Annotated in this window: 7 protein-coding genes; 3 read left to right on the top strand and 4 right to left on the bottom strand. The window is 69.9% G+C overall.

Annotated elements, in window-relative coordinates; all coding sequences use genetic code 11:
* Positions 1-140 precede the first annotated feature (140 nt).
* From AC10V3_RS33160 to ligD, 3 genes are all read right to left on the bottom strand, one after another.
* Complete coding sequence (locus AC10V3_RS33160; protein WP_022539649.1) at positions 141-2,129, bottom strand: hybrid sensor histidine kinase/response regulator; 1,989 nt, start codon at positions 2,127-2,129, stop codon at positions 141-143.
* 321 nt (positions 2,130-2,450) lie between these two features.
* Positions 2,451-2,855 carry a hypothetical protein gene (locus AC10V3_RS33155; protein WP_022539648.1) on the bottom strand — a complete coding sequence of 135 codons (405 nt, stop codon included), beginning with the start codon at positions 2,853-2,855 and terminating at the stop codon, positions 2,451-2,453.
* Between the two features lie 171 nt (positions 2,856-3,026).
* Positions 3,027-5,897: a DNA ligase D gene (gene ligD, locus AC10V3_RS33150; protein WP_022539647.1), complete on the bottom strand. Its 2,871-nt coding sequence runs from the start codon at positions 5,895-5,897 to the stop codon at positions 3,027-3,029.
* 260 nt (positions 5,898-6,157) lie between these two features.
* On the opposite strand from ligD, the gene AC10V3_RS33145 reads away from it, so the two are divergent.
* Both AC10V3_RS33145 and AC10V3_RS33140 read left to right on the top strand, forming a co-directional pair.
* Entirely contained in the window at positions 6,158-7,165 is a 1,008-nt protein-coding gene (locus AC10V3_RS33145; RefSeq protein ID WP_022539646.1) for an SDR family oxidoreductase, read from the top strand.
* 299 nt (positions 7,166-7,464) lie between these two features.
* On the top strand, positions 7,465-9,402 hold the full coding sequence (locus AC10V3_RS33140) for a PAS domain-containing hybrid sensor histidine kinase/response regulator (RefSeq protein ID WP_490923940.1): 1,938 nt from the start codon (positions 7,465-7,467) through the stop codon (positions 9,400-9,402).
* On the opposite strand, the gene AC10V3_RS33135 is transcribed toward AC10V3_RS33140, so the two are convergent.
* The gene (locus AC10V3_RS33135) at positions 9,399-10,445 is read right to left on the bottom strand and encodes a sigma-54 interaction domain-containing protein (RefSeq protein ID WP_041682238.1); all 1,047 of its coding nucleotides are present in this window, start codon (positions 10,443-10,445) and stop codon (positions 9,399-9,401) included. The two genes, AC10V3_RS33140 and AC10V3_RS33135, sit on opposite strands and share 4 nt — an antisense overlap.
* 384 nt (positions 10,446-10,829) lie before the next feature.
* On the opposite strand from AC10V3_RS33135, the gene AC10V3_RS33130 reads away from it, so the two are divergent.
* The gene (locus tag AC10V3_RS33130) at positions 10,830-12,230 is read left to right on the top strand and encodes a sigma-54-dependent transcriptional regulator (protein WP_022539643.1); all 1,401 of its coding nucleotides are present in this window, start codon (positions 10,830-10,832) and stop codon (positions 12,228-12,230) included.
* Positions 12,231-12,339: the final 109 nt, after the last annotated feature.

Genomic DNA, 12,339 nt, shown 5'->3' with positions numbered 1-12,339 from the left:
GCGGGTCGGCCACGGGTTCGGGTTCGGGGATGCCCGGGGGGTGCTCCGGCGGCGGGCTTTCAGGCTTGCGCGTCGGGATGTCGGGTTCAGGCGTGGTATGCACGGAGGCTCCTTGTTGCGGGTTGGTTCGGTTGCGGCCGCTACGCGCGTTCGCTGCCAAGTGCATCCAGCAGTCGCGTGAGCGCCTCCAGGTCGGCCGGCTTGACCAGGTGCTGGTCGAAGCCCGCTTCCAGCGCGCGGCGGCGGTCTTCGGGCTGCCCGAAGCCGGTCAGCGCGACCAGCGTGGCACCGCGCATCTCGGGCAGCGCGCGCAGGCGGCGCGCGGTCTCGAAGCCGTCCATGGCGGGCATGCCCAGATCGAGCAGCACCACCTCCGGCCGTACAGCGGGCGCGCGCGCCAGTGCGCTGGGGCCATCGGGGGCGGTCACCACGGTATGGCCGAGGGTCTGCAGCGTCATGGTCATGGCCTCGAGCGCATCGACGTTGTCGTCGACCACCATGATCCGGCGCGGCACGCCGCTGCGCGGCGCGGCCTTGCCGGTGCCGGGATGCCACTTCTGCCAGGGCTCCACCGGCAGCGTCACCGTGAAGGTGCTGCCCTGTCCGGCGCCGGGGCTGTGGGCGCGAATCACGCCGCCATGCAGGCGCACCAGCTTCTGCACCAGCGTCAGCCCGATGCCGGGCCCTTCATGGGGGAAGGCGCCGTGCGCAGGCTCGGGGGGCGCGCCGTCTTCAGGCGGCGCCAGCGGATCGAACAGCTGCCGCTGCAGCGCCTCGGACAGGCCGGTGCCGTTGTCGCGCACGTTGACGATCACGTGGCCCGCGTCGTCGAGCGTGGCATCCACTGTGATCTGTCCGCCCGCGGGCGTGTAGGCCGCGGCGTTGTGCAGCAGGTTGCTGAAGATCTGCGTAAGCCGCACCAGGTCGCCGCGCACCGGCAGTGGCTGCTCGGGCAGCGACAGGCGCAGCGTATGGCGGTAGGCGTCCAGCACCGGACGCACCGCTTCCACCGCCGTATTGAGCGCGGTGCGCAGCTCCACCAGGTCCTGGCGCAGCGTGATGCGGCCCTGGTTGAAGCGCGAGATATCGAGCAGTTCGTCCACCAGCCGCGTCAGGTGGTGCAGCTGGCGGCCGATGACGTCGCGCGCGCGGAACATGTCCTCGCGCGATGGCGACAGCTGCTGCAGCAGGTCCGCGGCGCTGCGTAGCGGTGCCAGCGGGTTGCGCAGTTCATGCGCGAGCATCGCCAGGAAGCGGTCCTTGCGCCGTTCCTCGTCGCGCAGCGCGCGCTCGGCGCGGTTGTGCAGCGTCACGTCCTGGCAGGTGCCGGCGATGCGCAGCGGCGGGCTGTCTTCGGCGCCTGCGGTTTCAGCGTCCTTGCTGGCGCCGCGCACGGGGAAAGCGCGCGCGCGGATTTCGCGCAGTTCGCCGCCCGGGCGTGTCAGCTGGAACTCGATATCCATGCGCCCATCGCGCAGCATGCGTTCGAACGCGGCTTCCACGCGCGCACGGTCGGCGGGCACCAGGCGGTCGAGGCAGCGGCGCGGATCTTCCATCAGCTGCTCGGCGGAATGGCCCCACAGCGCCGCGAACGAGCGGCTGACAAAGAGCAGGCGCTTTTGCACCGGGTCCAGGATCCAGACCACGTCCGCCATCGATTCGGCCAGCTGGCGGAACATGTCTTCATTCTCGTGCAGCGCCTGCGAGGTGCGGTGGTAGGCATCCTCGGCGCCGCGCAACCGCAGCAAGGCCTGGATGCTCGACTGCACTTCCTCGGGCTCGGCGGGTTCGACCAGGTAGCCGTCGGCGCCGCAGTTCAGCGCCTCGACCCGCTGGCGCGACTGCGCCAACCCGGACGAGGTCAGCAGCACCAGCGTGCGTGCGGTGTGCGGGTCCTCCTTGAGCAGCCGGCACACGTCCAGCCCGCTGATATCGGGCAGGCGTGCGGACAGTAACACCAGCGCCGGCGCATGCTGGCGGACCAGTGATAGCGCGGAATGGCCGGTGGCGGCTTCGATCACGGAGAACTCGCCGCCGCGGTGCAGGATGCGGCTCTTGACGTAGCGCGGCCCCTCGCGGTCGTCGACGTTGAGGATAAGGGGCGCGGGGTTGGGGGTGTGCGGAGTCATGGCGTCACGCAACCGTGCGCCGGCGCGCCGGTCGAGAAGCCAGCGGGGGCGCCGGCATGGCCGCGCCGCACCAGGTCGATGTGTAAAACTGCGCCGGCCGGCTCTGGCCGTTTGCAATTGTTGCCCCACTGGTGCGCCTGCTGGTTGTCGTAATTACATGCGTACAGAAGTGATCCATCATCGTTCCCCCTTGGCGTCGGCATGGTCGCGGTCTTCACTGAGGCCGTCATGCGTGGCAGTGGCAAGAGGCGTGCCGGGCAGGCGGCGCGTTGGCCGCTTTGCCGTCATCATTGCCACGAAGCTGGCCGGTGCCTGCCTCGCTCACTTGCGCGCGGCTTCGCCACTGTGGGCTTCCGCGCTGGGCGAGGTGCCGCCATGCGGGCCAGCCGTGCCCGGCGCCTCGGCGGCCTTCTGCGGGACTTTGCCGGGTTCGGTCGTGGCCCCCGCGCTGCTGCCCTTGCCGAAACGCGCAGCCAGCTGGTCCTGGACGCGCCCCAGCGCATCGGCCTGGAGCTTGGCAGCTTCTGCCTCCTTGGCCTTCTTGGCCTCGGCTGCCTGCTGCTGCTCCGGCGTGGGGGCGGGCAGGCGTGCATGCAGCGGGCCGGCCGCGAACGACAGCATCGCGCAGGACACCAGCAGCCGGTGCAGCGCGCGGCAGCCACGCGGCGCGGCGGTATCAGGTGCGCCGGCGGCGCGTATCTTCCGGGGAATAGCAAGTCGGCGCATCGCGGTGTCCTCCTGTGTTTGCTGAGTCGTCGGGCACTGCAGGCAGTGCCGCGACGTGCCCGTCGCGGGCGTGCTCATGGGGCGTGATCACGGAGGGAACGTGGCAAGAAATGTGCCGCTCGATGTTGGCGCCGCCAGTTGCGCCGGGCGCCGCGGCCCGCGCCAGTGTCGCTAGCGCACGTGGCCGAGCCTTGCCGCGGCCCGCGTGATGGCCTGCCGCGTGCCAGCGTAGTCCGCCCAGGGGTCGTCCGCTTCCAGCGCTTCCAGCCTTGGCTCGACGTTGGCGACGGTCCATTGCGCCGAGCCTTCCAGCGCGTCGAGTTCTTCCCACGACACCGGAATCGACACGCCCAGCCCTGGCCGCGCGCGTGCGGAAAACGCCGCTGCCGTGGTGGCGCCGACACCATTGCGCAGGTAATCGATGAAAATCTTGCCCACGCGGTTGCGCGCGCCGCTCTTGGCAACGAAGCGCTGCGGGATGGTCGCGGCGACGTGGCGCACCACGTCATGGGCAAAGCCCTTGACCTCGTCCCAGCCCGCGCGCGGCGTGACCGGCACCACCACATGCAGGCCCTTGCCGCCGCTGGTCTTCAGGAAGCTGGCCAGGCCCAGCTCGTCGAGCAGCGCCTTCATCAGCGCGGCGGCCTCCTGCATATGCGACCATGCCACGCCTTCGCCCGGGTCCAGGTCGAAGATGATGCGGTTGGGCCGGTCGATGCTGCGCTTGCTGGCGTTCCAGGTATGGAACTCCACCACGTTGAGCTGCGCGGCCGCGACCAGCGCCTGTTCCGAGACGATTTCCAGCAGCGCTGGATGCCCCGGCCACAGCCCGGGATCGAGCACGTTGATGCCGTCCACGCGCAGCGTGTCGCCATGCCGCTGGAAGAACTGCTCGCCGCCCACGCCCGAGGGCGCGCGCACCATCGCGATCGGGCGCCCGCGCAGGTGCGGCAGCATCAGTGCAGCGGCGCGCTCGTAGTAGCGCACCAGGTCGCCTTTGGTCAGGCCCGAGGCGGTGTCGATCACGCGCCCGGCATTGCTGATGGCAACCTTGCCGCCGGCGGCGGTGGGGCGCTTTGCCGCCGCGCCTGATTTCGCTTTTGCTCCGGTTCCTGTCTTCGTGCTGTCGGCCCTGGCAGTCTCCTTTACGGTCTTTGCCGCGGCCTTGCCCTTCGCGGCAGCCTCGGCCGGGCGTTCCACCGACACCGCGCTCGCGGGTTTGTCGCTGCGCAGCCCATGGAAGACGGCATGGCGCACGCGGCCTTCGCGCGTCCAGCTGCCGAACGACACCTCGGCCACCAGGTTCGGCCGCACCCAGTGGCCCTTGACGCCGGCGGGTACCGTGTCGAACGGCGGGTCATCGGCGCGCAGCGCGTCCAGCTGCTTGCGCAACACGCCGAGCATGCGCGTGTCGAAGCCGGTGCCGACGTTGCCGGCGTAGCGCAGCCGCCCGCCGCTGTCATGTACGCCGAGCAGCAACGAGCCGATGCCTTCGCGGCTGCCCTTGGGGTCGGTGAAGCCCGCCACCACGAATTCCTGGCGCAGCGTGCATTTGAGCTTGATCCACGTGTTGCTGCGCGCGCTCACATATCTGGAATCCGCGCGCTTGCCGATCACGCCTTCCAGCTTCATGCGGCAGGCGGCATCGAGCATCTCTTCGGGGCTCGCTTCAAAGTCCTCGCTGAACCGCAGCCGCGCCGAGGTGTTGTGCTCGAAGATCCGCCGCAGCAGCGCGCGCCGCGCCACCAGCGGCACCTTGCGCAGGTCATGGCCGGCAAAGTACGGCAGGTCGAACGCGAAGTACTGGATCGCCTCCACCCGCGATGTGTCGAAGGCGTTCTGCAGCGCCTGGAAGTCGGTCTCGCCATGCTTGCCGATCACCACGATTTCGCCGTCGAGCCAGCCGTCGGGCAGTCCCAGCGCGCCGACGTCGCGCGCCAGCGCGCGCAACCTGGCGGTCCAGTCATGGCCCTGGCGCGTGAACAGGCGCACGTCCTTGCCGTCGATGCGCGCCAGCAGCCGGTAGCCGTCGAACTTGATCTCGTAGCGCCAGGCCTGGGAAGCGGACGGGGGGTTTTCCACCAGCGTGGCCAGCTGCGGCGCCAGCGCCAGGGGCAGTGCCGCGCGCGCGGCCCCGTGCGGGGGCTTCAGGGCCTTCACTGAGGTGCCTGCCGGTGCGGCCTCCGCGTCGTCAGGGTTCTGCGCGCGCTTTGCCTTTCCCGTGGTGGGGGAGCGCTTTGCCGGGGCCTTGCGTTCGGTGCCACCCAGCACGCTGTCAGGCATGGCCTCGACCACATCGAACTCCGACGCCGGCACCGCGGCTTCGTCGCGTTCCTTGATCAGCAGCCAGGCGTCCTGTTCGCCCTGCGCCTTCTGCCGGCTGCCGTGCATGCGCACCAGCGTCCAGTGCCCATGCAGCTTCTCGCCGCGCAGCTCGAACTTCAGCTTGCCGGCGCGATACCCGGCTTCGGCGTCGCCCACCGGCACCCAGCTGCCGCGGTCCCAGACGATCACCGTGCCGGCGCCATAGTGGCCGGCGGGGATCACGCCCTCGAAGCCGGCGTACTCCATCGGATGGTCTTCGACATGGACGGCCATGCGCTTGTCGGCGGGGTCCAGGCTGGGGCCCTTGGGCACCGCCCAGCTCTTCAGCGTGCCGCCCAGTTCCAGGCGGAAGTCATAGTGCAGTCGCCGCGCGGCATGCTTCTGGATCACGAAAGACAGCTCGCCGGCGCGCTTGCGTGGCGCGGGCCGGGCGCGCGCCGCGGCGGCGCCGGGCTCGGGCGTGGCGCCGAAGTCGCGCATGCGACGGTATTTGTCGAGCGCGGCGGGCGCCGTGCCGGCGGTGCGCTTGCGCGCGGGGGCCGCTGCCTTGGTAGCGGACTTGGTAGCGGACTTGGTCGGGGTCCTGGTTGGGGACTTCGCTGCCGCCTTGCGCGCAGCCGCACGCGGCGCCTTGGCGGCGGCAGTACCCGCGCGCTTGCCGGTGCGCTTTGCCGGGGTGCGGCCTTCACCTGGATCCTGCCGCGTCGTCTTGGCCATGGCTGTCGCCGGTTGCAGGGGAATGCATCCAGCTTAGGCAGCACATGGCCTTGCCGAAATCGGCGCCCGTCCTACAGGCGCCGTGGGCTGGGGACGCGGTATGTGGTTCTTACCGGGCGTTGTAATTCTGCGGCACCCGTCTCGCGACGTTATCCGCGCCCGTACCGGTGCGCCTTGGCGCACCGGACGGGAATACTCCTTGCGACTAGCTAGAGGCATGCCCGGCGCCGTGCCGGGGCCATCCGAGGAGGAAGCGGCAGATGAAACCAACCCTGAAAAAGATCGGCTCACAGGTCATTGTGCTGACCGGCGCCAGCAGCGGCGTGGGCCTGGTCACCGCGCGCAAGGCAGCGCAGCAGGGCGCGCGCCTGGTGCTGGTGGCGCGCAGCGAGGATTCGCTGCACCAGCTGGCGGAAGAACTGCGCGAGCATGGCGCCGAAGTCATTACCGTGGCGGCCGACGTGGGCAAGCATGAAGATGTCGCGCGGGTGGCGCAGACGGCCATCGAGCGTTTCGGCGGCTTCGATACCTGGGTCAACAACGCCGGCGTGACCATCTTCGGGCGCCACTGCGATGTGCCGCTGGAAGACCAGCGCCGGCTGTTCGACACCAACTACTGGGGCACCGTGCACGGCTCGCTGGCCGCGGCGGCGCACCTGCGCGAGTGCGGCGGCGCCATCATCAACATGGGCAGCGAGGCATCGGATGGCCCGTTGCCGCTGCAAAGCGCCTACGCGGCCTCGCAGCATGCGATCAAGGGCTTTACCGATTCGCTGCGAGTGGAGCTGGAACAGGAGCAGGCGCCCGTCAGCGTGACGCTGATCAAGCCGGCCGGGCTGGAAACGCCGCTCGCGCGGCATGCCAAGAATTTCCTCGATGTCGAGCCGCGTCTGCCGCCGCCGCTGTATGACCCGGCGCTGGCCGCCGACGCGATCCTGTTCGCGGCCGAGAACCCGCGCCGCGACCTGTTCGTCGGCGCCGCCGCCAAGGCCTTCTCGGCGGCGGCCTACCACGCGCCGCATACCTTCGACCGCTTTATGCGCCGCTTTATCGGCCGGGCCCAGCAGACCCGCCACCCGGCCGGGCCGCTCGAGGACAATGCGCTCTACGGGAGCGGCAGCGGGCTGCAGGAGCGCGGCGGCACGCAAGGTGCGCTGCACTCGTGCCCGTACACCACCACGGCGCGGTACCCGATGCTGACGACCGCGCTGGTGGTCGGCGCCTCGGCCGCGCTGGCCGCAATGGTCCAGTTGCGGCGTTCGCGCTAGGTGCCATGCTGCCCCGCGTGCGGAGCCGTTCCACGCGGGGCTTTCGCCCCTTTGATGCCTGTGCTCCCCCGAAAGGGTGCGGCGAGGCCTGGTGAAGCCAGAACGGGTGGCGCATGGGCCGCGAGCGCCTATCATTGACACGGATGCCCGCCAAATGGCGGGCATTTGGCCCTGCGCCGCGCGGTTCCGGCCGGGACTTGCCGATTTCCATCTCCACCTATGCAGAAGGTGCGCTCATGGCCGAGCCGCAAACGGCAAAAGGTGTCCGCGCGTCACCCGTTGGCGAACCAGGGGGCGCCATGGCGGGCCATCCCACGCAGCAGCAGGCCATCCAATACGGGCGCCTGCTCGATGCCGTGCAAGACTGCGCCGTGTTCGAGACCGATGCGGACGGCCGCATCGCGCTATGGCCCGAGGTCGCGCGCAAGGTGTTCGGCTACAGCGCCGACGAGATCCTCGGCCGCCACTTTTCCTGCCTGCACCGCCCCGATGACATTGCCGCCGGCCTGCCGCAGCAATTGCAGTGCATGGCCGCGCAAACCGGCAGTGCACGCGACCAGGGCTGGCGCGTGCGCCGCGACGGCAGCCTGTTGCAGGCGGACTGCATGATGCTGGCGATCGGCGCGGAGATGCCGGGCATGCCGTCGCCGAACGGGGATGCAGCCACGGCCGCGCCCAGCGGTTTCGTGGTGTCCTGCCGCGACATCACCGTGCAGCAGGCTGCCACCGAACACGCCGCGCTGGCCGAGTCGCGCCTGCGCCTGCTGGCCGATAGCCTGCCCGGCACCGCGATCTGCGAACTGGACCTCGACGGCACCATCCGCAGCTGGAATGTCGGTGCGCAGGCACTCTCCGGCTATGCCGAAGCCGACGCCGTGGGCCAGCCGCTGGCGCTGCTCTACACCCGCCAGGACGCTGCCGCGGGGCGCCACCGGGTGGCACTGGATGCCGCCCGCGCCTGCGGGCAGTGGGCGGGCGACGAGCGCGTGGCGCGCAAGGACGGCACCATCGTGCGCTGCCAGGCGCGCATCGTGCTGGTGCGCGACGCCGGCGGCTGTCCCAACGGCCTGCTGTGGACCGCGCGCGACCTCAGCGACGCGCTGCGGCTGGAGGTGCTCGAGACCGGCAACCGCCGGCTGCAGTCGTTCCTGGCCATCCTCGCGCATGAACTGCGCAACCCGCTCGCGCCGGTGCGCAACGCGGTGGAGGTGATTGCGCTGACGCCCACCGCCGATACCCGCATCCGTCACTGCGCCGAGATCATCGACCGGCAGCTGCACCAGCTCGAGCGGCTGGTCAACGACCTGCTCGACGTCGGCCGCGTGACCGCGGGCAAGATGAAGATGGAGTTGACGCCGACCTCGTACAACGATGTCGTGACCGCCAGCCTCGACGCGATCCGGCCCATGCTGGACGCCGCCGGCCAGCAACTGGTCGTGGAACTGCCGGCTACCTCGCCCTATGTGCGCGCCGACGCGGCGCGGCTGGGGCAGGTGCTGCTCAACCTGCTCAGCAACGCCACCAAGTACACGCCGTGCGGCGGCACCGTCAGCGTGCGCGTGAGCGTGGAGCCGGCGCGCGTGGTCACGGCCGTGTCCGACACCGGGCGGGGCCTGCCGCTCGCGGCGATGGACCGCATCTTCAACCTGTTCTCGCAGGAGGCCGAGGCCGGCAGCCGCAGCGGGCTGGGCATCGGGCTGGCATTGGCCAAGGCGGTAGTGGAAGCGCATGGCGGCGCGATCCAGGCCGACAGCGCCGGCGCCGGCAAGGGCAGCACCTTTACCGTGATCCTGCCCCGCGTCACCGGCCGCGCGCGCGAGGCGGACGCGCGGCCGCCGGGAACGGTGCCGCGCAGGCGCGTGCTGGTGGTGGACGACAACGCGGATTCGGCCGACAGCATGGCTGAGTTGCTGTCCCTGCTCGGCCACGAGGCGCGCGCGGCCCACGGCGGCCAGCAGGCGCTGGCCGTGGCTGGCGAATTCCGCCCCGACTGCGTGCTGCTCGACCTGGAGATGCCCGACATGTCGGGCTATGAGGTCCTGCAGGCGATGCGCCAGGCGGGCGCGGACCGCGGCGTGCAGTTCCTGGCGCTGACCGGGCGCGGCACCGCCGAGGAGCAGCGACGCAGCCAGCTGGCGGGCTTTCATGCGCACCTGACCAAGCCACTGGCGCTCGATGCCTTGTCGCACGCGCTGGCGCAGCCAGCGGGCAAGGGCCAGCCGCCGGACCAGTCCTAGAGCGAGCGGTAAGCGTCCAGCCGGTTGTATAGCGTCTTCAGGCTGATGCCGAGCGCGCGCGCGGCCTGGCGCTTGTCGCCGTCAAAGCGCGCCAGCGTGGCCATGATGATCTCGCGCTGGGTGTCGGCCAGCGTGGTGCCCACGCGCACGTTGACCACTCCGTCGACGGTGGTCGGGCGCGGTGGCTGCGTGGCCAGGTTGGGGTTGCCGATTTCCACCACCTTGTCGGCCAGGATAAAGGCGCGGTAGACCGCGTTCTTCAGCTCGCGCACATTGCCAGGCCAGTCGTAGCGCACCAGCCGGTCCAGCGACGCGGCCGAGAACGCCTTGTCGGTGTGCTCCATGGCGTTGTACTCAGCCAGGAAATGGCGCGCCAGCGGCACGATATCGTCCAGGCGCTCGCGCAGCGGCGGAATATGCAAGGGGAACACGGCCAGCCGGTACAGCAGGTCCTCGCGCAGGTGGCCTGAGCGCACGGCCTCGACCGGATCGCGGTTGGTGGCCGCCAGGATGCGCACATCGGTGACGATCATCGTGTCGCCGCCGACGCGGTGGAAGGTGCGCCCCTCCAGCACCCGCAGCAGCTTGATTTGCATCTCCAGGGGCATCTCGGTGACTTCATCGAGAAACAGCGTGCCGCCCTGGGCCTGCTCGAAGTAGCCGGCCTTCTGCTCGATCGCACCGGTGAAGCCGCCTTTTTCATGTCCGAAAAGTTCGGATTCGATGATCGTGGGCTGGATCGCGCCGCAATTGACGGCGATAAAGGGACCCTTGCGGCGCGCGCTACGCTCGTGCACGGCCCGCGCCACCACTTCCTTGCCAGAGCCGCTTTCCCCTACGGCGAGCATGGTGACGTCGGTGGGCGCAACGCGCTCGATCTGCGCCAGCAAGCGCCGCATCGCGGGCGCGGTGCTCTCCCACAGCAGCGTCACCTGCGACGGCACCGCCCGGCGCGGCGCGGGCTCTCCCCCGGACGCGCTGCCCGGGTGGCTGGAATGGGAGGCGGCGTTGCTGCGCCGCGGTGTGCTGGCAGTCACTGTCACGGTCACTGGCGCCTCGGAGGCCTCGCAGCGGGGCGAGTCAAGTCATGGGAAGGTGGGAACTTCCTATGCTAGCCTTTGCCACGGGGGCTTGCCAGACGTGCGTGAACAGGCGCGGAAAGTTCCGACAGCCGTGTCAGACGGACACCGGCAACGACCGTGCCTGCCCGCGCTTAGACTTGCAATACGCAGTGCAGAACCCCCGGTGCAGTGCCAGTGTCGTCGCCTGTACCTGCCGCCGAGCCACGCCTCGCATGGAGCGTGCCGGCGGATCGTTCCCGTTGCCCCCGGCCGGAGCCAGCCCAAAGGCTACCGCCGCAATGCACGGAGAGCCAGGCGCGCGCAGGGTTGCGCTCAGGACTCTATTAGGTCTCACTGACGGATCGTATGCCCCACATCCTGATTGTCGATGACGATGAAAACGCCTGCGCCGCGCTGGCCGAGATCGTGGCCATGGAAGGCTTCAGTTCCGCCACCGCAGGCACCTTGCGTGAAGCCCGGCTGCAGATCGGCTGGCGCATGCCCGACGCGATCGTCGCGGACCTGCGCCTGCCCGACGGCAACGGCATGGAACTGTTCGACGAGGTCGGCGCGTCCGGCGTCGAGGTGATCCTCACCACCGGCTACGCCAGCGTGGAAAGCGCCGTGGAGGCGCTGCGCGCCGGCGCCACCGACTACCTCGTCAAGCCCATCAACGTGGCGCGGTTGCAGACCGTGCTCAAGCGCCTTGCCACCACCGGCGAGCTGCGCGCCGAGATCCATTCGCTGCGCGGCGAACTGCGCCGCTATGGCCGCTTCGGCCGGCTGATGGGCAGCTCCGAAGTGATGCAGGTAGTCTATGACCAACTCGCGCGCGTGGCGCCCACCGAGGCCACCGTGCTGCTGATCGGCGAAAGCGGTACCGGCAAGGAGCTGGCCGCGCAGACCGTGCACGAGCTTTCGTCGCGCCGGCGCCAGCCGTTCCTGGCGGTCAACTGCGGCGCGATCTCGCCCACGCTGATCGAAAGCGAGATGTTCGGCCACGAGCGTGGCAGCTTTACCGGCGCGGACCGCCAGCACAAGGGCTATTTCGAGCGCGCCGACGGCGGCACGCTGTTCCTCGATGAAATCACCGAGATGCCGGCCGAGTTGCAGGTCAAGCTGCTGCGCGTGCTGGAAACCGGCACCTTCATGCGCGTGGGCACAAACCGTGAATGCCACTCCGACGTGCGCGTGCTGGCCGCCACCAACCGCAACCCGGAAGAAGCGGTGGCGGACGGCAAGCTGCGCGCCGACCTGTTCCACCGCCTGAACGTGTTCCCAGTTGAGCTGCCGCCGCTGCGCGCGCGCGGCGACGACGTGCTCCAGATCGCCAACCTGATGCTGGACCAGCTCAATGCCGAACAGGGCACGCAACGCCGCTTCGCGCCGAATGTGCTGGAGAGCCTGCGCCTGCACGCCTGGCCGGGCAATGTGCGCGAACTGCGCAACTTCGTGCAGCGGGCCTTCATCATGGCCGACGACGACCTGATCACCGAAGTGCAGGTGCCGCTGCAGGTGGCGGCCACGCAGGCGCCGGGCGCGGCGGTGGTGTCGGTGCCGGTGGGCATGTCGCTGGCCGACGCTGACCGGCAGCTGATCTTCGCCACGCTGGAGCAGTGCGCCGGCGTGAAGAAGCACGCGGCCGAGATCCTGGGCATCAGCCTGAAGACTTTGTACAACCGGCTGGAAGATTATGCCGCCCGTGGCGAATTGCCGGAGTGGTTGCGCGCCTCGCGCAACGACAACGGTTCGTCCGCCACCGGGTGACGGCGTGCGTGCCGGCAAGCGGTTGCGGCGGTTCGCGTCCCGTGGTGGCCTACGGTGCCCCCGTGCCGCACGCTTCTTGCTTCAGCCAAAGTAGCCAACCAGGCCGACA

Source organism: Cupriavidus sp. PB-02 (assembly GCF_058252315.1).
Note: the sequence above shows the minus strand (reverse complement) of the source record. Positions and strands in the feature narration are given on the sequence as shown.